Annotated in this window: 17 protein-coding genes and 1 tRNA gene; 2 read left to right on the top strand and 16 right to left on the bottom strand. The window is 52.9% G+C overall.

Annotated features, from left to right (window positions below; all coding sequences use genetic code 11):
- Window positions 1–46: 46 nt before the first annotated feature.
- The 13 genes from ACORNT_RS10255 to ACORNT_RS10195 form a co-directional block, all read right to left on the bottom strand.
- Window positions 47–2197 carry a nitrate- and nitrite sensing domain-containing protein gene (locus tag ACORNT_RS10255; RefSeq protein WP_321390064.1) on the bottom strand — a complete coding sequence of 717 codons (2151 nt, stop codon included), beginning with the start codon at window positions 2195–2197 and terminating at the stop codon, window positions 47–49.
- Window positions 2198–2354: 157 nt separating this feature from the next.
- Window positions 2355–2771, bottom strand: coding sequence for a DUF488 family protein (locus ACORNT_RS10250; protein ID WP_321390059.1), 417 nt, complete (start codon window positions 2769–2771; stop codon window positions 2355–2357).
- A gap of 722 nt (window positions 2772–3493) precedes the next feature.
- Entirely contained in the window at window positions 3494–5800 is a 2307-nt protein-coding gene (locus ACORNT_RS10245; protein ID WP_321390055.1) for a molybdopterin-dependent oxidoreductase, read from the bottom strand.
- Between the two features lie 79 nt (window positions 5801–5879).
- Window positions 5880–8258 (bottom strand): TonB-dependent receptor, encoded by a 2379-nt coding sequence (locus ACORNT_RS10240; RefSeq protein WP_321390052.1) that lies wholly within the window; start codon window positions 8256–8258, stop codon window positions 5880–5882.
- A 505-nt stretch (window positions 8259–8763) separates the two neighbouring features.
- Complete coding sequence (locus ACORNT_RS10235; RefSeq protein ID WP_321390048.1) at window positions 8764–9540, bottom strand: MerR family transcriptional regulator; 777 nt, start codon at window positions 9538–9540, stop codon at window positions 8764–8766.
- 94 nt (window positions 9541–9634) lie between these two features.
- The gene (locus tag ACORNT_RS10230; RefSeq protein WP_321390045.1) at window positions 9635–11122 is read right to left on the bottom strand and encodes an FAD-dependent oxidoreductase; all 1488 of its coding nucleotides are present in this window, start codon (window positions 11120–11122) and stop codon (window positions 9635–9637) included.
- Window positions 11119–11520: a DUF6632 domain-containing protein gene (locus ACORNT_RS10225; protein ID WP_321390042.1), complete on the bottom strand. Its 402-nt coding sequence runs from the start codon at window positions 11518–11520 to the stop codon at window positions 11119–11121. Before ACORNT_RS10225 ends, ACORNT_RS10230 begins: the two co-directional genes overlap by 4 nt.
- Window positions 11521–11546: 26 nt before the next feature.
- On the bottom strand, window positions 11547–12164 hold the full coding sequence (locus tag ACORNT_RS10220) for a glutathione S-transferase family protein (protein ID WP_321390039.1): 618 nt from the start codon (window positions 12162–12164) through the stop codon (window positions 11547–11549).
- 16 nt (window positions 12165–12180) lie between these two features.
- Complete coding sequence (locus tag ACORNT_RS10215; RefSeq protein WP_321390035.1) at window positions 12181–13014, bottom strand: phytanoyl-CoA dioxygenase family protein; 834 nt, start codon at window positions 13012–13014, stop codon at window positions 12181–12183.
- 208 nt (window positions 13015–13222) lie between these two features.
- Window positions 13223–13765 carry a hypothetical protein gene (locus tag ACORNT_RS10210; protein ID WP_321390032.1) on the bottom strand — a complete coding sequence of 181 codons (543 nt, stop codon included), beginning with the start codon at window positions 13763–13765 and terminating at the stop codon, window positions 13223–13225.
- Window positions 13736–13823: transfer RNA gene (locus ACORNT_RS10205), tRNA-Leu, on the bottom strand. Before ACORNT_RS10205 ends, ACORNT_RS10210 begins: the two co-directional genes overlap by 30 nt.
- Before the next feature lie 98 nt (window positions 13824–13921).
- Window positions 13922–14647 (bottom strand): phosphoadenylyl-sulfate reductase, encoded by a 726-nt coding sequence (locus ACORNT_RS10200; protein WP_321390029.1) that lies wholly within the window; start codon window positions 14645–14647, stop codon window positions 13922–13924.
- A 174-nt stretch (window positions 14648–14821) separates the two neighbouring features.
- Window positions 14822–15061 (bottom strand): FliM/FliN family flagellar motor switch protein, encoded by a 240-nt coding sequence (locus tag ACORNT_RS10195; RefSeq protein WP_321390026.1) that lies wholly within the window; start codon window positions 15059–15061, stop codon window positions 14822–14824.
- A 113-nt stretch (window positions 15062–15174) separates the two neighbouring features.
- Between ACORNT_RS10195 and lipB the strand changes: the two genes are divergently transcribed.
- Window positions 15175–15843, top strand: a complete 669-nt coding sequence (lipB, locus tag ACORNT_RS10190) for a lipoyl(octanoyl) transferase LipB (RefSeq protein ID WP_321390023.1) — start codon at window positions 15175–15177, stop codon at window positions 15841–15843.
- Between the two features lie 183 nt (window positions 15844–16026).
- A complete protein-coding gene (locus ACORNT_RS10185) occupies window positions 16027–16737 on the top strand; it encodes a hypothetical protein (RefSeq protein WP_321390020.1) in 711 nt (236 codons plus the stop codon).
- 32 nt (window positions 16738–16769) lie between these two features.
- Here the strand turns inward: ACORNT_RS10185 and ACORNT_RS10180 are convergent, their stop codons facing one another.
- From ACORNT_RS10180 to ACORNT_RS10170, 3 genes are all read right to left on the bottom strand, one after another.
- Window positions 16770–17081, bottom strand: coding sequence for an acylphosphatase (locus ACORNT_RS10180; protein ID WP_321390017.1), 312 nt, complete (start codon window positions 17079–17081; stop codon window positions 16770–16772).
- A gap of 92 nt (window positions 17082–17173) precedes the next feature.
- The gene (locus ACORNT_RS10175) at window positions 17174–18820 is read right to left on the bottom strand and encodes an alkaline phosphatase PhoX (protein ID WP_321390014.1); all 1647 of its coding nucleotides are present in this window, start codon (window positions 18818–18820) and stop codon (window positions 17174–17176) included.
- A gap of 192 nt (window positions 18821–19012) precedes the next feature.
- A complete protein-coding gene (locus tag ACORNT_RS10170; protein WP_321390011.1) occupies window positions 19013–20998 on the bottom strand; it encodes an acetyl/propionyl/methylcrotonyl-CoA carboxylase subunit alpha in 1986 nt (661 codons plus the stop codon).
- Window positions 20999–21012 lie beyond the last annotated feature (14 nt).

Genomic DNA, 21012 nt, shown 5'->3' with positions numbered 1-21012 from the left:
AGGCTGTTTTGATTACTGAGAATTTGATGAAGGTCTGCTCTGGACACTATCCTTCGCGGATGCTTGCCAGAAAACGGTTTACTTCGGTTTGCAGCACTTCTGCGTTTTGCGACAACATGCTGGAGGCGTCGAGGACACCATCGGCAGCCTCCCCGGTATCCTTGGCCATTGTCGTCACATTGGTGACGCTTGAAACGGCACCTTCCGTTCCCGTGGCCGCCTCGACTGCGCTGCGGCTGATCTCTCGCGTGGTGGCGGACTGTTCCTCAATGGTAGAGGCCAGACTTGTGGAAATCTCGTTAATTTCACTGATGGTCTTGTTGATGGTGCGCACTGCCTCAACCGCGCCTGTCGTAATGGACTGCATCTCCTTGATCTGCTCCGCAATCTCACTGGTCGCCTGTGCGGTTTGCTGGGCAAGGGACTTTACTTCGTTAGCCACCACAGCAAAACCTTTGCCCATCTCGCCAGCGCGCGCGGATTCTATCGTGGCATTGAGCGCCAGCAGGTTAGTCTGACCGGCAATATCATCAATCAACTTGACGATTTCACCAATTTTAAGAGATGCGTTTGCAAGCTCCTCAACCCTCTTTTCCGCATTGCTGGCCGTATCGACCGCATTGGTGGATATAGAAGAGGCGGATGTCACCTGACGCGAAATTTCGTCAATAGATGTCGACATCTCCTCGGCCGCAGCGGCGACAGTCTGCACGCTGGCACCCGCCTGTCCTGTGGCGACAGAGGCATTCGATGCTTCCTGCTGTGTAGTCCTTGCCGCTGTATTCATTTGTCCGGCAAGAGATTCAAGCTGTGATGCAGCCGAAGCCACATTCTGCATAACGCCGAGAACACTTTCCTCGAACACGCCAGCAAGTTCCAACTGCGCCTTCTTCCGTTCCTGCTGGGCTCGCTCTTCAGCCTCCGCTTCCCTTTGCCGGCGGGCAGCTTCTTCTGCTTCCTCTTTTTGGCGCCGTTCCTCGTCTTCCTTCATCCGCGCCAGGCGGTTTTCTTCGGCTTCCTGCTGAAGCCGTCTTGTTTCATGGGCATTCTGCTTGAATTCCTCAACCGATCTCGCCATCTGTCCAATGGAGCTGCCGTACTCCGTATAGGGCACTGCGATTTCCAGATTACCCGCTGAGAGTTCGCGCATGGCACCATCAATCCCCGCCAGTGGGGAGGCAACGCTTCTAAAGACAAAATAGCTCATCCCCAGGATCAAAACGGCTCCCACCAACACGGCCACCAATAAAGACCAGAAGATCGCACTGGCGGAGGATGAAAGGTTTTGGGTGGCCAGGGTTATCTCTTGGTTGGCCTTGTCCTCAACCTCCTTGAGCAGGTTGATCTTGTTTGTGATTTCCTTGAACCAGAAAGAGTTGCTGTAAGTGCCGTCATCAACAACTCCGCTCCGGTCAAAAATATGTGACCGCATGGCGTCAACATTATCTACAGATTGTCCGGCCACAGTTTTCCCGTAAAACTTCTTAAGCTGCGGCGACGCATAGGTGTTGAAAACCGTCAGAAAAGATTTCTGGGCCTCAATCAACTCCGCGAAACGCTTCAGACTTGCGGCATTGAAGCTACCGCGTGAGAAGCCGCCGTTGCCGACAGCCCGTTCCTGACCGGCGCGCTCCTTGGCCTCAAGCAAGGCGATATAAGCAGTGATTTTCCTTGAGATATCGGCATCATCAGTCAGCAAGGCCGCACTTTTGATAATGTCCAGAAGATGCGCAATGGTGTCGGTATAATATGCCGCCATCTGCGGCACTGTGCGCTCCAGGTCGGAGATTTCAGCGCGAACGGCTCTTAATTCGGCGAGGCTCGATTGCGCTTCATTCACCAGAGCCGAGAAGTCCTTGCCGTAATCCTCCCGGGGAAAATCTGCGTTAACCTTTGCAAAGGAACCTATGGCCGCATCTGTTTTCTTACGCTGCCCCGACAGCGTGGTTTTCTGCTGAGATCCACCGGAGGACCCAATGAAACCCGCCGAAGCCCCTCTTTCCTTTTGCAGTTCATGGACCACACCACTGACATAAGGCGCATATTGTGCCAGAACGTCGAGCTTATGAGCCTGATTTGCTGTTGTCTTGGAATCTGCGATCTGAAATATCGCAAAAAGAACAGTCACTGCCAATGGAGCCAGAGCCAGAGCAATGATACGCTGTCCCAAGCCGAACCTGTTTAATAACTTTTCCACTTTACACCTCATCCCTCAAGGAGGTTAAACTCTACTGGCCTTTATGGTGGCGAGAAAAAGTTAAATATATATTAAAAATATACATTAAGTCTTTAAGCATTCTAATTTGCATTTTCTCAGAAGGGTATATTGCAGTGAAGACATTATCCTAGCCGCGTTATTCCGTGTGATCCGCCAAATAACAGGGAGGGGAACTAAAGATTTTACCATATTCTTCCTCCCAGATAAGCCTGAGCAAATACTCATAAAGCGCTCCCATTGTGTTAAAATGTTTGTTGCTTTCCCCAGAGAATAACACCAGCGGTTCGGCAGGTACATCTTTCAAGTAACGGACAATGTCGCTCCGTCTTGCATTCAATTCATTACGATAAATTTCTTTCAGCTGGTTAGTCGACAGGCGATTGTTTTGGCATTCTTTCCACAAATTGTCACTTGGCGCCACCTCTTTCCACCAGTCATCAAGAAGCATGCTTTCCCATGTTTCGGGATCCGGCCACACCGGGTCCACCAGCACCCTGTATCCGGCAAAGAGATCGTCCGTCTCCTGACGCCAAAATCGAGTAACAATTTCCATCAATAGATATCCCCTCTATACAGCAGGATTGCATGAGGCCGCGGTTTGACAGTCAGCTATGAAAAAACAGAGTGTGATCCCAGGGAGCTGCCTTAAATGAAATACCGCATACAGATGTCCAACGTTATCCCGAACGATACATGAAAGACAAGGCATTCCGTCACTATTTGTCCAGCACCATCGTGAGTACAAGATTGAATTGCCCCTGTATTTCTCAAAACCTTGCTTGGCCATCATATAGTAACCTTTTTTATATCATTGGTTGCGTGTGATTTGAACCTACAAACGTAACACATTGATTTTATTGGGTATTATATTTCGACTAAAATCCTCCAAATGTAACCCCCTGAGATAAAAAGATATTTTTCATATGTTCGGTTGCGGGGGCAGGATTTGGATTCAACATATACTCAGATTTTATAAGTCTGGCAGCGTAATTACGGACCCGATCAGAAATGCAAATTATAATTCAAACTATTGCAATGCTGGCCAGCCAATGGGAAGGTACTTAATTCGCCCCCCAAAATTCCTGTTCACTTAAACCAAGTTGAGTTCCAGTGGAAAAAGTTGATAAGGCAAGAGCTTTCAGGGTCATAAACTTATAAAAAAAGGAGAGAAGCCGATTTGCAAAAGGTACAGTTTCTCTCCCAGTCTACAGACATATATAGATAAATTCATTGGGGATCTATTGTTCAGCCTTCCGCCACTGATTCTACGGCTTATTACCGGGAAATCATGGGAGGCTGATGAACTTTTACCTCCGGCGCCGGACCATCGAACAGTTCCAAATCTACCAGACAGCTCTGAGCCACTGGCCCTTGCGACAATTTGGAAGTTCCAACATCCTGAGTCAAGACATTGGGATTGCCATGGACATCCAGAGATCCAACTTCACCGGGGTGTTCCGGATCATACCAGGACCCTGTCGGCATAATGACGACCTTCTCCTGCACATCTTCCGTGAGCACTGCACCGGCAAGGCAGCTCCCCCGATCATTGAAAACCCTTACAATATCACCGCTCCGAATACCCTTTACCGCGGCATTAGCGGGATTGATCCAGATGGGCGCCCGCCCTCTGACCTTAATTTCCCTGCTGTTGATGGCAAAATCCAACTGACTGTGCAGCTTATCCTTCGGCTGGTTAGTCAGCAAATGAAAGGGATAATCCTGTGCCTTCGGTGAGCCAAGCCATTCGCGGGATTCCATCCATTTTGGGTGGGGCGGGCAATCGTCATAGCTGAAGGAGGCAATGGTTTCCGAATAGATCTCAATCTTGCCGGACGGGGTCGCCAGGGGGTGCTTTTCCGGATCCGCTCGGAAAGCGGCAAACAGCACTGACGGATTTTCAAAAGACGGCAGGTCACAGGAGCCCTGCGCCCAGAAGTCTTCGAACGAGGGCATGTTCGCTCCCTGAGCCGCGGCGCTTTCCACCGTTCGGTCATAAAACCACCTGAGCCAGGCGTCTTCATCCCGCCCTTCGGTGAACCGATCCCTAAAGCCGAGCCGGTCCGCAAGATCGGCAAAGATATCATATTCGTTCCGCGACTGGGCAACAGGATCAATCACCTTCTGCATGGCCTGCAGGGACCAGTCACAATGACCAAGCGTAAAGTCATTGCGCTCCAGCGTGGAGGTGCACGGCAGGATAATATCCGAATGACGGGCGGTTGAGGTCCACCAGGGTTCATGCACGATGATGGTTTCCGGCATGCGCCAAGCTTCCAGCAGCCGGTTCAGGTCCTGGTGATGATGGAACGGATTGCCGCCGCACCAATAGACAAGCCTGGTATCCGGAAATGTCAGTTCCTTTCCGTCATAATCACATTTCCCGCCGGGATTAAACAACAAGTCGGCGATGCGGGACACCGGATATAATTCCCTCACCGGATTTTCAGGCACCGGCAGGGCGGCAGGCCGGATCGGATGATCCCAGCGTGTGCCGATACCTTCCGCGGCGGCGTGTCCGAAGCCGAAACCCGCGCCGGGCAGGCCGATCTGGCCGAGCATGGCGGCCAGCACGATCAGCATCCAGTATGGCTGCTCGCCATGTTCAGCGCGCTGCATGGACCAGCTTGCGGTGATCAGCGTACGGCCTGACGCCATACGCCGGGCGAGGCTTCTGATCTGCTCCGCCGGTACTCCGGAGATTCTTGCCGCCCATTCTGCCGTTTTCGGTTCACCATCTTCTATCCCAAGAAGATAATCCCTGAACCTGTCAAAACCGACGCAATGGGAATAAACGAAACTGCTTTCATAAAGCCCTTCTTCATAGAGGGTGTGGGCCAGACCGATCATGACCGCTGTATCGGTTGTGGGCCGCAACTGCAGCCATTCCGCCTCGAGAAAATCCGCCATATCGTCCCGGTTCGGGCCGACGTAAACAAATTCCACACCGGCGTCCCGGCATTTTTGCTGGGCACCCCTTACTTCATGACGGCTGACCCCGCCAGCGTTAACCTGGGAGTTTTTCAGCGGCCAGCCCCCGAAGGCCACCACCAGTTCGCCATACTCGGCCACATTATCCACCGTAGTTCCGGCAAACAGCACCTCATAAAAGGACCCTACAATATGGGGGACGACCACTTCCGCCGCGGCAAAGGAATAGGTATTGACCGTATTGGTATGCCCGCCGAACATGTTGAGGAAGCGCCGCATCTGGCTCTGGGCATGATGGAATCGCCCTGCGCTGGCCCAGCCGTAGGCTCCGGCAAAGATCGAGGCGTTACCGTAATTTTCCCTGACCCGGGTCAGTTCTGCGGCCACCAGGTCCAGGGCCTTATCCCAGGAAACGGGCACAAAAGGATCACTGCCGCGCCCTTCTCGGTGTCGTCCTGCGCCATCCCGCAGCCATCCTTCACGGACCATGGGTTGTTCGATCCGGATCTTGTGTGAGCAGGATTCCACCAGCGAGCGCCCTATACCGGAAGGATTCGGGTCAAAGGAGACCGGTTTCACATGGCTGATACGGCCCTCCTCAACACCAATCTTATATGTGCCCCAGTGGGTACAGGTTTGATAGGTTTTCACGTCACGGTCCTTTGCAAGTTATGGATAAAGGCACAAAGAGACGCCGTCCCAACGGCGTCTCCCTTTTTGATAGTTCGGCCTAGAAACGCCGGGAAACGGAGACCCCCCATTCGGCCGGACGGCCATAAACCGCATTGCGGAAGCCGAAGGACGGCACATGTTCAGCAGTGGAGATATATTTCTCATCAGTAATGTTGGTGCCAAATACAGCAATCTGCCAGAGATCATCAGCGTCCTGCCAGGTCAGCCGGGCATTGACAAGTATATACCCGTCCTGTGCAATCTCCGGTGTGTTCTGCGGGTTATGGAAGAAACTGCTGCGGTAATTAAGGTCCCCGCGCAGAGTGACAGATCCCAAACCGTCCCCGAGAACGATTTCATATTCCGCACCGGCATTGATCATCCATTTGGATGACAAGGGCAATTCGTTGTCCTTTGAATATCCGACGGCCTCCGCCAGATAGGTATATTTATTATCCAGATAACCAACACCCAAATTCAGGTTCAGTTCCGGCGTGGGACGAGCCACAATTTCCGCCTCGACCCCCCAGATATCAACATCACCGGCATTTCCCACCGTCAATATCAAACCGCCGGTCGCCGGATTTACGGAGTTGATGGAAAGCTGCAAGTCTTTGTATTGGCTATAAAAACCAGCCACATTCAGAGTCATGCGGTTGTCAAACAGCCGTGATTTGACACCCGTTTCCCAGGCTGCCAGGTTTTCCTGGCCGTAGGGCTTGAACTCCAGAGGATCAAGCGGCCGGGGATTCCAGCCGCCGCTCTTGAACCCCTTGGAGAAAGAAGCATAAACCAGCACATCGTCATTGACATGGTAATCGAGACCTACTTTCGGTGTAAACTTGGACCAGGTTTGCTCGTCCGTCGTCGGCGGAGTGGCGATCTTGCCGGAATTGGGATAATATGAGTCAATGAAGTAGACCTTTTTCTCGTAGGAATAGCGTCCGCCAAGGGTCAGGCTGAGCTTGCTGCTCACATCATAGGTGAGATGTACAAAGGCGGCCCAATTGTCGGTATCCAGCGAAGTGGTCGGATTGACGTCCAGATCAAAGGTGGTGTTGTAGGGATTGCCTGCCCCGCCCGCACAAGGAGCTGGAAAAGCAGCCGGACAAACCTGCCCCGGAATCAAAGGGATCAGGGCTGCCGGCAAGGCTTCCAGAGCATCATAAATCCCCGACGCCAAATAGGTCCGGTTGACGTCATCTGCCTGCTCCTTGAAATAATAACCGCCCAGAAGCCATTGCAAACGACCGTCCACCGCAGTGCCGCTCAACTGGAATTCCTGACTGAATTGCTTCTGATGCTGTTCTTCATCGGTATGAACGACGGGATAGGGTGTATAATCCATATCCACCTTGATAATGGCGTCCATTTCACGATAGCCGGTGATGGACCTGAAGGAAAGAGTATCGGAAATCTCCCAGTCCACGGTCGCCGTTGCCCCCCAGGTATCCACATTGTCCACACTCGGCCCCGTGCCGTTGGAAGCGGACGACGGATCTTCAGTCACCCAGCGATCATCGAACAACGTACCCGCTGGCAGGCCGAGTTGAGCATTCCACATTGGCACCGCAAAAGCATTGAACAGCGCGTAAAGCCCGGTCGGATCATCAAAAGTTCCGAGAAGCGTTCCCGGCGCACCATTCTGACGGACCTTAGTGGCATCAACAGAAAGATAGACTTCCACATTGTCACTCGCCAGCCAGTTCAGGCCACCGCGAATGGCGTCCAGGTTGGTATTTCCCATATCCAGGCCATCGGTCTGGCGCACGTCATAGCCATCCTGGTTTTTGGTGGTCGCGGCAATCTTGCCGTATAGCTTATCCTCGGCAATGGGAAAGTTGATATTTCCCTCCACATCGATGCGGTTGCGGCTGCCGGTGGTCGCTTTCAGTCGGCCTTCCAGATCGCCACGCGGCCGGGTGGTGGTCACGTTAATAGCGCCGCCAATAGTGTTTTTCCCATACAGCGACCCTTGCGGTCCGCGCAATACCTCGATCCGCTCCACATCGGCAAGATCAAGCATGCCGCCGAAACTTCGGGCAATATAAACGCCGTCCACATAAATACCCACACCGGGATCGGTCGGGAAAATAAAATCCCTCTGACCCACACCGCGGATAAACACGGCTGCGTTGGTGCTGCCGCCTGTGACAAGTCCATTATTGATATTGACGTTTGGGGTGTAGGCAGAAAGGTCGGCAAGGTTTGTCATACCGCGCTTTTCAAGACCACTTGTGGTAAAGGCGCTGACGGAAAGCGGCGTATCCTGCAGACTTTCAGTCCTTTTCCGCGCCGTTACGGTAATTTCCTCGAGAGTGAAGATTTCCTCGTTCGTTTTTTCCCCGGTGGCGGCATTAGCCGTCTGCCCGATCAATACCGCCGCAATGGCAGTACCAAACTTCAAATACCGGCGTCCCTTAGTAATTAGTTTCATAACTGTCTCCTTTATTTTTCCCTATATTGAGTGTCCCTGCTCTTCCTGGCAGGGGATCACAGCATGATTTCCTCCCTTGGGATACCCTTCATGCGGAGAGCATTTCTTGGACAACGAAACACGCCGCTACGCCTGTCCGGTATTTCGACCACATCGCTGCGGCGCCTGTCGGTACTCTGTTGCAGATCTACCAGGGAACAGTTTTTAGGAAGCTACGCATTTATTTATCGATCGTTCGTTCTAGTTACAGGCAAAAAGAACATCCGGATTGCTAACCAGCCCGTAAATAACACGATTCCCTATATCGCATCGCCCTGAATCATCTGACAGTAATTATGTGTAGTATTACTATTCATTTTACTTTTGTCAATGACTTTACAACATCAGATCTCAATCCAGGCAAAAGCTGCCGGAGAGGGAATTCCTTCCCCCTTCCCTTCATGCTCGGAAATCCTGCATTTGATTGTTTTAAACATGCTGGATCGAAAATAAATGCCGGAAATACCTAGTCTTTTTCCGGATCCGTTTCCACTTCGATGTCATCAAACTCCAGCGTGGCAAAGAGTTTTCGGGCTTTCTTGACATGCAGTGCCTGGATCAACCTCTCAATGGAATCGATCACCCGGGCGCCAAAGTCAACCACATCCTCCCCTTCTCGGTCCAGAATAACCGGCGCAATGAAGGAGAATTCGTCAGATACCATTTCCTCAATCGCCTTGTCCCAGAGATTGAGAAGGCTCGGGCTATATCCTTTTTCCCGAGTAAAGCCGAGCTTATTGAACTGCACCCAGGTCTCAAGAACAACCGCATCCTCTTTGGTCACCATCTGCTCCCCATCCTGCTCGACAACATCTACGAGTCCCTGCTTTACAAAATCAGCCAGTTCCTGGTCGGAGATTTTCTGCGACGCCAGACTTGAGAGAGGAATATATTTCTCGGCGCCGGGATTGACAGAATCCGGAAAGCGGAGTCGAAGGTGACGGAAATAATCGAGCTGCTCATCACTGAATTTCGATGCCGGCTTCTGCGCATAGATAGCCTTGATCGCCTTAATAGGAAGAAAGCGCTCTTCCCTCAGGATTCTGATTTGTTGCAGCCGTTCCAGGTGCTCGGGACCATAAAAGGCGGAGTTTTTCTTGACCTTATAGGCAGACGGCAGGAGACCTTCATTGAAGTAATAATGGATGGTTTCACGGGGCAGGCCGCTTTCCCGGATCAGATCACGCATACGTAAAGTCGGCTTGTCGTCAGTCTCGAACTGGTTTGAAGTCTTTTTTTTCACAGCGTCTCCGCAAGGCCAGCGTTTTGAACCGCATAAGTTATAGTCGGGCCGGGCTTATAAAATTCCCTTAATTGTGCCAAAGGCTTGTGGAAAACTAGCACAGGGATATAATCTTGTCTGCAACATTATTAGCCCAGGCGGCGATGGAGAGGGACGGCGGAGCACCAAGCGAAGCCGGCATTACGGATGCGTCAGCAATATGCAGTCCGGGATGGCCATAGATTTCTCCAGCATCATCGACGACTCCTTTTTCCGGCGAAGAACCAAGCGGAGCCCCCCCCATGGGATGAACAGTGGAAACTTTTGGAAAGTGGGTCAGTCGGTGTCCGCTCAGGTCTTCAATCAGGTCAAAGGCCTGCCTGATATCCTGATAAATCAAGCTTTCCCGCGGATCAAAGTCAATTCTCATCTTTCCCTTGTGCAGAAATACGCGCCCTGACATGTCGTCGGGCCCCAGACCGGCAAGCAACGTTCCCCGCCTGGAAAAGTGTTTCAGAAATGGTATCCAGGGAAGAAGCCGACTATAGGGCATGGCGCCCTCTACAATAACCGGCCAAGGCCGTGAGGATTGCCACAGACTTTCATTACTGAGCAGTATCATGCCGCGCGTCGGCAGCCCCTCGCTCAGATCTTCCCTACCCGCCTCATGCCTCCAATAAGCGGAATAGTCGCCATTGCCGCCAACCCCGAACCCCAACCGCGGCATGCCATCAAGACCACCGAACCGATCCCGGCTGGCAAGCAGAAGTTTCATGGTATTGATAGTTCCTGCCGCCAGAATCACCCGGGAGGCAACAATCGTCTCCCGTTTTTTCTCCTTGTAATTTTGAACGTCAAGGCGATAGGAAACTGCACCCCCGTCACCCTGCCTGAAGATGCTCTCGACTTCGCACATGTCCTTCACAATAAGCCCGTTTCGCATGGCAGGCAAAAGCCAGGTTTCATCCGCCGTTCGCTTGATCCCGCGGGCGGACCCGAGCAATCCTTCTCCGGACAATTCCTCTGTTGCGATAGTCCCCAGACCATCCCTCAATCCCATATCTATATCGAGAGATCGCTGGTCAGTAATGAAATGAGGATTATTCGCAAAACGTTTGGCAAAAAGGTTCGGTCCGCCAGCGTCAACAGACACCGGCGCACTGCCGAGTTCAGCGAGTACCGATCGGTAATAGCCTTCCATTTGTGCTACACTGATTTTGTCATGATGACCGTCCCAAAAACCGGAATCCTGCGGCCGCTTATGCAAGGCACCGTAAACATGACTGCTGCCACCCACCTGCGATGTGCAGGCGACATCAATATGTTTATCGGAAAAGATTTCGTACATACCGCGCCGGTTCAGGGTCAGGCCACCGCCTGGCAGCCCTTCCCGATTGATACGCCGCAGAATATGGGTGAAGAAGCGCGCGCCGTGGGGCAATGGCGCGGGATCTGCAATTCCTGCACCGCGCACGGCTGTTGTATTGCGCCAGGGCCCACGCTCAAGTATCAGCACTTTCCTGCCGGCCTTCGTCAGCTTCGCGGCGACGATACTGCCGGCAAAACCGCTGCCGATGACAACAACCGGACGGGGATCGGTCATGTGCTTCGGGTGATCTTGCGGGGATGATAGAAGAACAGCACCACCGCGAGCACCAGAAGCATCAGCACATCACCATACAAGTGCGCCTTCTCCCATTCCAGAATAATGGCATAGTAGAGCATCACCAGCCCATGGATCAGGCTGGAAATCATGCTGTAATCGATGATTATCGCATTCCTGACCGGATCCTTGGCGCCCATGAGGACACAGATAGAAAGCGACAGATACATGGCCTTGAGCATCATCGGGATGGATTCATTAGTGCGCCCATCCTGCCACACCATGCCTGCCTCCCAGGTGTGTTCCGCGACCAGAGGCGCCAGGAAAAAGACCGCCAGAACCACCATGAAAATGGAATATCTGCGCAGGCGTTTGTCGGTTCCATTGTAAAGTATCATAACTTACTCCCTGATAAATACCGCGGCTAGAGCGCCACACTTGACCGTTTTGAGAAATTCTCGTAACAGCGAATGATGTTTTCATATTTCGGTTCGATTTCCGCATTGACGAGAAAGGCGGATTCCAGTGTGACAAAAAGGCTGATATCCGCCAAGGTAGGACCGTCGCCATACACAAAGGATCTGTCCCCGATAAAGTTGTCAAGAAAGTCCAACGCCATTGCTTGACGCCGCCTGGCATACTCCACGACTTCCGGACTTTCTCCGAAGCGCACCGTATAAATCGGCATCATGTTGTGGGCCATAATGCCCATGGTGCCGGTGATCTCCATCTCGATGTAGCGTTCGATGGAGCGGATTTTCGCCCGCTCCTCCGGCGTATCACCAAGCATTAGCCGCCCGCCAGGAAGGGTTTCCTCAAAATATTCAACGATCGGCAGGCTTTCGGTGACGAACGTGCCATCATCAAGCTGTAGCGCGGGCACCTTGCCAAGAGGATTGATGGCCCGGAACTCAGGTGTGTTCTGCTCACCGTTCATGATGTCCACTTCAATGGTCTCGAACGGAGTCTCAACTCCTCTTTCACGGAGATAAATCATTACTTTTCTGACATTGGGCGCGCTTTTAAATGAGAAAAATTTCATTGTCCGTTTCCGCCCCCTATTCGGTCTGATCCGCATGCGGACGTTCCCAAAGCACGGGAAATTTCTTGCCGACAAAGGGATCTCCCGGCTTGAGGTCACCTTCCGGGGTAAGCGCCTCGCGATGGAACGCCGGACGCGGATACCAGACCACATCATCGCCAATATAGCGTATAGAATAGGCCGCGCGGCGCATGTTCGGAGTCCGATTACCCGCAGAACTGTGCATGACCCTGGCATTGAACAGCAGGGCATCCCCGGCCTTCATGTCAGGCGCCAGGATGTCATATTTGTCAGTCTGCTTATGATATTCGGGGATGGCGCCGGGGTTATAGTTCTGCCGGGCCTCGTCCCCCAGGTCCCCTTCCCCGAACTGACGAATAGGATAAATCCCCTCCTTGTCGCTGCCCTTGACAATCTGTAGGCTGCTACTGTCCACATTGCAGTCCGTGAGCGTGAGCCAGATCGAACAAATTTGATCCCCGTCGATCGGCCAGTAAGAAATGTCCTGGTGCCAGTAATAGTCGACCGGTGTATTCGGCTCGCAGACAAACAGGTGATCGAACAGTATACGGGCCTTCTCGGAGCCCATAGCCAGACCCGCCAGTTCAGCAAGGCCGGACTCCTCTACATATTCCTTCATCACCGGTACTTTGTCATAGATAAACCGTTCCTCGAAGAAACGGTTATCCGGAGCAAGTTCAGTTCTGTAGTCACCAACCTTGCGCTCCCTGTCGTCGGCTGCTTCCAGAAGCTTTTTGACCCCATCCTGATCCAGCAGGTTCGGTAAATAAGCTGCGCCATCCGTCTGGTAGGCCTGGATTTCCTCTCGGGTAATTTTTCTGACTTTCATGATTATCTCCTGACTCCCTCTAGCATTTTGCACCGTTTGCATCCTGAAAACGATCATTTGTTCTATAGATTTAGCAAAGCACTGCCTTTCCCATTGAGTGGCCAATAGACAACGCTCCGCTGAGTTTTGTTATTTTGTGTAGTATTACTATACATTTTATTTTCTGTCAATGCTATTACGGAACACAAGTTTGTCTCGGCGCGGAACATCAACATGCAGAAGGCGGAAGTAACTGCAGCAACAAGTCCAAATCGCATTGGTCACTCATCCAGTTTTTGAAGTCCTCAGGTGTGAGATCCTGCAAGTATTTATCAGCTATCGGGTGACGGCAAAGTTTCCCCAGATGTATGATTTCCCAGCGCGCGCCTCTCTTCTTTACACTCTCCTCTTTGGCGTAACGCTCCATTGCATGCCTAAAGGTCCATTTTACGCCGTGCAGTCCCGGCTTGACACTCTCTTCCTGTTCCAAAGCCCAGCGTTGAGCTTCCATTCTGGTTTTAAACAGCCTGGTTTTTCGAGTACCTTTGAGTCTTACGTCCGCTTGCCACTTCTTTCCATGTTTTCTCACAGAAGCCATCTTCTCACCTATTTTCTTTGCGCACTTTTTGCGCACTTTTTTCTGATAAGATAGAAAATGAGGGAAAAATGGAAGAGCATCAATCGCAGAAAACTGCGGTTTTCTGCGGTTTAGGAAGATTTGGAAATGTTTGGGAAAGGATATTGGTGCGGCCGAGAAGACTCGAACTTCCACGGGATATTATCCCACAGCGACCTCAACGCTGCGCGTCTACCAATTCCGCCACGGCCGCACACTTGAAACTGGTTGCTGTGAAGTAGCAAACGGCGGGCAAAGACGCAACAGGAAAATGCAATATTTTCGGCCTTTGACCCGTAAACATGAGAAACTCTAGATGTTGGCCCCGATATGGATGCCGCACTCGGTCTTGTCCTGCCCGGCCCAGCGCCCGGCCCGGCGGTCCTCTCCGGCTTCCACCCGGTGGGTACAGGGCATGCAGCCGATAGACGGAAATCCCTGCGAGACCAGCGGGTGTTCCGGCAGGCCAAGCTCCCTGATGCGCTGATCAATCTCCCCCTGGCTCCAGAAGGCCAGCGGATTGATTTTTGTTTTCGAACCGTCCTGTTCCACCAGCGGAATAGAGGCACGCGTCGAAGACTGGAAGCGTTTACGCCCGGTAATCCACGCATCATACCGGTTCATCGCCCGGGCCAGCGGCCGCACCTTGCGCAGATCGCAGCAGGCGTCCGTATCCCGTGTCCACAAAAGACCGTTATGGTCCTCCGCCTTGACTTCCTCTTCATCGGGCAACTGGGTGATGATATTGGTCAGGCCGAGTTTTTCCGCCAGTGTATCGCGATATTTCAGGGTTTCGCCGAACAGCTTCCTGGTGTTGAGGAAGACGACCGGTGTGTGAGGATTAACCTGCGCCACCAGATCAAGAAGCACCACGGATTCGGCGCCAAAGGAAGAGACCAGGGCGATCCTGCCGTTGAATTCCCGGTTGATCATGGCATCCAGAAGCTGAACACTGTCCTCCAGGCCGCCATAAAGACGCTGCAGGCGTTCAGACGCCAGCCCTCCTGATTGTTCCTCTTCTATTGCGATGGCATCCATCACCAGATCCTAACCGCCCCGTCCGGGGCACCGATTTCCACATTTTGTTTCGGTATATGTAGAACCTAAATATCATACTTTCAAGTTTTTATGTATTTTTTTATTTTATACACTTTTTTTTTGTTCTATTTAGGAAAAAGCCATGTTCCGGCAGCTATTAACCGGCAAAACAACCTAGATCTGGTAGCTTTTGACGCTTTCGGTAATATTGACGGCGATATTTTCACCGGAGACGACGATCTCGCCCCGGGCAATCAGTTCGCCATTGGCATAAAGCTTGACCGGCTGGTCCTGGTCTCCATCCAGATCGATCACCGCTCCACGACCAAGCTTGAGCAAATGACGGATTGGCATCATCGCCTGCCCCAAAACAAGGGTCAGCTCAATATCGACATCTTCAATGGCCTGTGACATTTATTCGGTTAATCCTTCACTTTTTACCGTTCGCAATATATAGGAACATAATGACAGCAAAGCATGTCTTAGCATAGTTATTTTTAGGTTAACAACAGGGTCCCGGCATAAAAATGGCTCCAGGGTCAACCGACATTGAATGGGAAATCACCGACCGGCTCGTGCCTTATGAAGAGGCGCTGGCGAGGATGGAACAACGGGTGCACGACATTCACGCCGGCACGGCAAAAGAACTGGTCTGGCTGTTGCAGCACCCTCCCCTCTATACCGCCGGCACGTCGGCCGATGTCAACGACCTGATCGATCCTGAGCGCTTTCCGGTCTATGATGCCCGGCGCGGCGGCCAATATACCTATCACGGGCCGGGCCAGCGCGTCGCCTATGTGATGCTCGACCTGCGGAGGCGCGGCCGGGACCTGCGCAAATTCGTCACCAACCTGGAACAATGGGTCATCGATACGCTGGCCGAATTCAATGTGACCGGTGAGCGGCGCGAAGGCCGGGTCGGCGTCTGGGTCAGCCGCGATGTCTCCGGCAGCATTTTACCCCGTGAAGACAAGATTGCCGCCATCGGCGTGAGGGTCAGAAACTGGGTGACGTTTCACGGCATTTCCATCAATGTGGAACCGGACCTGGAACATTTCAGCGGCATCGTGCCCTGCGGCATTTCCGAGCACGGCGTCACCTCCCTCGTCGATCTGGGCCTGCCGGTGACCATGGACGATGTGGATGCGGCGCTGAGAAGGACATGGGACGAGATTTTTGGATCAAACGAACGGTAACATCAACTACCGGAAAAAGCCCCGGAACCGATACCTGATTGCATCTCCTGAAATTGTGTAATTCCTGTCACCAGCATCCCCAGCCATCGCAATTCCACCGCAATTCCACCGCAATTTCCGCTCATCATTTTCCCGGTGTCGCCGTGATTCTGTAATCATAGTGATTAAGAGGATATGAAAGAGATGAAACCCCTATTTAATGTGACCGTCGTCAGTCTGGAAAAAATTCATGATATGCCCGATACATGGACTGAAAATGATTATCTGGCGCTTTTGAAACAGCTCGACGTCGACGGGATCGAGGGTCTGTCCGGCCCCGATCTGGTGGAAATGACCATGATGGCCCTTCAGGACCTGGACCCTGATGACGCCGCCGACGCGGTTCTGGAATATAAACTTCGCACCAGCATCACTGCCGGCGCGCGGCGAAATATTGTCCAGGATTTGCGGGAAGATCACAAACCATGGGAAGAGGCTTCGGATATCAAGCTTCATGCCAGGATCTTTGCGGCGGCTGTGCTGCTGCAAAAGGCAGTCCCGGCCAAATTCCCGAAACCGGGCGCCATGCACCTCACCCTTCAGGTAACCGCCTTAAACCCCGAAGCAGGGAAACTGATCTCGGAAGCCCCCCAGGCGGCCTTTGTGACCCGCCTGCTGGCTGACGCCATGAGCGAAGACTGTATCCTTGAGCGGCTTTTCGATGAACAGTTGGCGTCCCATAGTTTCCCGGAAGCCAAAGGGATCATCTGGCAAGCCGATTTTACCGAGGAAGATGGCACGGATCCACAGTCCCGCACCCTGAGCCTCTATTCCTCCGTACATTGGCTAAAGGCTATGGACTCTATCTCGGATTTTCAATCCACGGCCTACAATGATACCGAAGCACTTCATTAAGCACCGGAAACCGGAATGAAGTCCCTTACGGATTAATTCCGGCTGTCCTTCAGGTCGACGGTGGGTTTCTTGACAAAGCCCTTTCCCGTGAGTCCCCGGGCAGGAAATTGTTCGATTTTGGCTATTGTCGCCCTCTCCGGCCCCGCCTGGCAACGATTGATCATTTCTTCCACATCAGCGGCATTTCCTACCAACAAAGCCTCCACGGTACCGTCGGCCCGGTTCCTGACCCAGCCATCCAGTCCCAGTTCCGTGGCGTTCTCCACTGTCCAGGCCCGGTACCAGACCCCCTGGACCTTTCCGTGGATAATGAGCCGCCTTGCGATATGTCCGTCTTCAAGCATGGGCACAGTTTATGCAGTGCGTAAATATTTTCAATGAAAAAGCCGGTGCTGAGAACAGCACCGGCCAATATTTATTACCACCTGGCCGTCGGTCAGGCTTTGCGACGGCGACGAGTGAGCGCCAGACCGCCGAGACCAAGACCAAGCAGACCCAGGCCAGCCGGTTCCGGTACCCGGAAAGACGTCATATCCAGCATCAGAAGCTGTCCGCCCTCAACCAGTTCTCCGTTCACAAAGACTCCCTGCCCGTCGATGCCGTGGGCCTGGACGTCAAACAGGAACAGGGTTCCCGCGTCGGTGCCGAACAGGAAAGACACATCAAGGATGCCTGAAGATTCCCAGCTGCCGAGAATACCCGCATCCTGGTCAATGATACCGTCCGGAAGAGCCAGACGGTCCATTTCGGCGACCTGACGCAGCCAGCCGTTGGCCGGATCAAGATAGGCAATAGAGGCCTCTGCAAGGTTGCCGCCCAATGCCCAGTCATAGGATTTGTCTTCCTGCAGCAGGATTTTGCCGTTATCGGCCCAGTCCAGGTTATCCGGGCTGCGCAACTTGTTGTCGGGATCTGCATCGCCATCATAAAGGATCTCTGTCAGGGCGCCGATAGGATTGCCCTCGGCATCGAATTCAAGACTGACTTTATAGGTTGTACCCCATTTATCAGCACCGTCGAACAGGCTGGAGCGGCCGGTAGATGCAAACACCAGTTCCTGACCGTTTTCCGGATTTGTAGACACATCTTCCGGACGGGAGAAAGAGAATGCGCCAAGGCTGTCAGCTTCCGCCTGCAAGGTTGAGGCAAGAGCATAACCTTCTGCATCATAGCCAGGCTGACCGGCCATTGCGGGATTATAGGGAGTGACTTCCACCCAAGAACCATCCCGGCTCAGGCCGTTGCCGTTGGAGCCGTTGAAGGCTGCGGGATCCAGATCGCCGTTTTCAGCTTTCCAGGCGTAAAGCTTACCGTCAGCAAGGCCATTCCGCTCCAGGAAACCTGCATCAGCGGCCGTGCTTTTTTCACCCACATACATATAAAGCGGCGCACCGCCTGTATCATCCCCGAGCACCAGGGCAACCTTGTTGTCGACACCGGTATCAACCGCGGTGACATTTTCCCAGGAACCGTAACCGACTGCCGGCATGGCGTAGGCCTTGCCGCTTTCCACATCAACCGCATACTGGGTGCCGTTGCCAGCTTCTTCACCGGTGAAATAGACCCGGTCATCAAAACCGCGGCCATTGTCAAAATGGTTGGCTTCAAACAGGGCGCTGGAGCACAGGCGATTCAGTCCGCCACCGATCTGAGCCGGATCGGCAACGATGCTTCCGTTGCGGTCGATAATCTGACTGTAGGCCTGTCCGGCATCAACGATATTTTTTGTCGCCTTGTCGATATCAAAATAGCTGATCCGGGCGCCGGTTACATTAACAGTACCGCCGAGGCCGTCATCAAGCTGATAGGCATAACCGCGGTTACCGCCGAGTTCATGGCTGACCAGAACGCGGACCGTGGTGTCGTTCAGTGAATAGGCGCCGATTCCATCCATAATTCCGGTCGGCGTATATCCGTTGATGGTTTCCCCTACAGTGAACAGAGCTGTTGTCTGGGCACCGTTAACCCCCACCATCATTGGGTCTTCTGCAGTAATAAAATCCGCTTTTGCAAGCACCGGTGACAACATTGTTGTCGCCAGGGACAGTGCAAGAAGCTTGGTCTTCGTGGTCTTTTTAAACATTTCATCTTCCTCTATGTTTCAATAAATCCCCTTGCCAGGACAAGGCAGATGAAAGCTAAAGGTGCTTTTTTCCAAAACCGGGAAGAAAAGATAAAATTTTAGTTAAATTTTCATGATGAGTTTAAGTGGATAGATAAATACAAAAAAGGCCCCCCGGGATTCCGGGAGGCCTCTTCAGACTATTTACACTAATTACTCGAATTCGATGATCACATCGTCCACCGCCAGGCTGTCACCGGCCTTGGCAGGCACGTTCAGGACCACGCCGTCGCGCTCGGCCCGCAGGTTGTTTTCCATTTTCATGGCTTCGACCACAGCGAGGATCTGGCCGGCCTTGACCTCGTCCCCTTTTTCCACATTGACGGAGACCACAAGACCCGGCATCGGACACAGCAGCAGCCTGGAGGTATCAGGCGGCAGTTTTTCCGGCATCAGGGCCGCAAGCTCCGCCTGCCGTTCCGTATAGATGGTGACCTTTTCGCTGGCGCCGTCATGGGTCAGCAGATATCCGTCATCCAGATAATCCACCTCAACACTAATGTCGCGACCGTTCACATCGGCAGCAAAGACTTTTTTACCGGGCACCCATTTGGTGATCACGACCATATTTTCCTTGTCAACACTGACCATGCAGCCGTCTTCCGTGGCAAAGAAGCCTGTGACGTGATCCTGCTGACCCACCGACACAATCCATTGGGCATCGAAGGCGGGAGAACTCTCCAGAATACGGCCGGAAATATTCCGGGCCCGGTTAAATTCCATGGCATGAACGACCATGGCCACCGCCACCATATTGAGCCGGGTTTCATCAGTCAGGGTACCGCCTGTGAAACCGTCGGGATATTCCTCGGCAATATAGTTGGTGGTCAGGCTGCCTTCCTGAAAACGTTTGGCATTCATCACATCGCTGAGGAAAGCGATATTATGGCCCACCCCGCGGATGTAATAGTCGTCCAGCGCCTTGCGCATATGCTGAATGGCTTCATCCCGGTTGGCCCCGTAAGTGACAAGCTTGGCGATCATCGGATCGTAATACATGCTGATTTCCGAGCCTTCGTAGATGCCGGTATCCACGCGGACAAAATCACTTTCCTCCGGCGGCACGTAATAGCTGACCCGGCCGATGGAAGGCAGGAAACCGCGGAGCGGATCTTCCGCATAAATTCGGCTCTCCATAGCCCAGCCGTTGAGTTTCACATCGTCTTGGGTGATGGTCAGTTTTTCCCCGTAGGCGACCCGGATCATCTGTTCCACCAGGTCAATGCCGGTGATCATCTCGGTAACCGGATGCTCCACCTGCAAGCGGGTGTTCATTTCCAGGAAATAGAAATTGCGTTCCTTGTCGACAATAAATTCGACAGTACCGGCGGACTGATAGTCCACCACATGGGACAGGGCAACCGCCTGTTCGCCCATGGCCTTGCGGGTTTCCGCATCAATGAACGGGCTTGGCGCTTCCTCGATCACCTTCTGGTGACGGCGCTGGATGGAACATTCCCGTTCACCCAGGTAAATCACGTTGCCGTGGGAATCTCCCAGCACCTGGATCTCGATATGGCGCGGTTCCTCAATGAATTTTTCCACAAAGACCCGGTCATCGGCAAAACTTGACCTGGCTTCATTGGTAGCGGACAGAAACCCGTCGCGGGCTTCCTCGTCATTATATGCCACCCGCATGCCCTTGCCGCCACCGCCGGCCGAGGCCTTGATCATTACCGGATAACCGATCTCGCCGGCAATTTTCACCGCCTCATCCGCATCCTTGATCACACCCATATAACCGGGCACCGTGCTGACACCGGCCTCGGCGGCCAGTTTCTTGGATTCAATCTTGTCCCCCATGGCGCCAATAGCCTTCACACCCGGGCCGATGAAGGCAATGCCTTCTTCCTTCAGCCGGTTGCAGAAGGTGGCATTTTCGGACAGGAAACCATATCCCGGATGAATTGCTTCAGCCCCGGTTTTCTTGGCGGCCTCAACAATTTTGTCAGCAATCAGGTAACTTTCCGCTGCCGGTGCCGCCCCGATATGGACTTTTTCATCCGCCATCAGCACGTGCAGGGCATCTGCATCCGCATCTGAATATACTGCCACCGTTTTGATGCCCATCCTGCGGGCGGTTTTAATGACGCGGCAGGCAATTTCACCACGGTTGGCAATCAGTATTTTTGAAAACATGTTTCGTACTCCCT

Origin of the sequence: Emcibacter sp., from assembly GCF_963675455.1 — a bacterium.
GTDB lineage: Bacteria > Pseudomonadota > Alphaproteobacteria > Sphingomonadales > Emcibacteraceae > Emcibacter.
This window is presented reverse-complemented; position numbering and strand designations above follow the sequence as displayed.

Coding starts and splice junctions, on each gene's coding strand:
- ACORNT_RS10250 (WP_321390059.1), bottom strand. CDS start 2,771: ATGGAAATTGTTACTCGATTTTGGCGTCAGGAGACGGACGATCTCTTT.
- ACORNT_RS10240 (WP_321390052.1), bottom strand. CDS start 8,258: ATGAAACTAATTACTAAGGGACGCCGGTATTTGAAGTTTGGTACTGCC.
- ACORNT_RS10230 (WP_321390045.1), bottom strand. CDS start 11,122: ATGACCGATCCCCGTCCGGTTGTTGTCATCGGCAGCGGTTTTGCCGGC.
- ACORNT_RS10225 (WP_321390042.1), bottom strand. CDS start 11,520: ATGATACTTTACAATGGAACCGACAAACGCCTGCGCAGATATTCCATT.
- ACORNT_RS10220 (WP_321390039.1), bottom strand. CDS start 12,164: ATGAAATTTTTCTCATTTAAAAGCGCGCCCAATGTCAGAAAAGTAATG.
- ACORNT_RS10215 (WP_321390035.1), bottom strand. CDS start 13,014: ATGAAAGTCAGAAAAATTACCCGAGAGGAAATCCAGGCCTACCAGACG.
- ACORNT_RS10200 (WP_321390029.1), bottom strand. CDS start 14,647: ATGGATGCCATCGCAATAGAAGAGGAACAATCAGGAGGGCTGGCGTCT.
- ACORNT_RS10195 (WP_321390026.1), bottom strand. CDS start 15,061: ATGTCACAGGCCATTGAAGATGTCGATATTGAGCTGACCCTTGTTTTG.
- lipB (WP_321390023.1), top strand. CDS start 15,175: ATGGCTCCAGGGTCAACCGACATTGAATGGGAAATCACCGACCGGCTC.
- ACORNT_RS10185 (WP_321390020.1), top strand. CDS start 16,027: ATGAAACCCCTATTTAATGTGACCGTCGTCAGTCTGGAAAAAATTCAT.
- ACORNT_RS10180 (WP_321390017.1), bottom strand. CDS start 17,081: ATGCTTGAAGACGGACATATCGCAAGGCGGCTCATTATCCACGGAAAG.
- ACORNT_RS10175 (WP_321390014.1), bottom strand. CDS start 18,820: ATGTTTAAAAAGACCACGAAGACCAAGCTTCTTGCACTGTCCCTGGCG.
- ACORNT_RS10170 (WP_321390011.1), bottom strand. CDS start 20,998: ATGTTTTCAAAAATACTGATTGCCAACCGTGGTGAAATTGCCTGCCGC.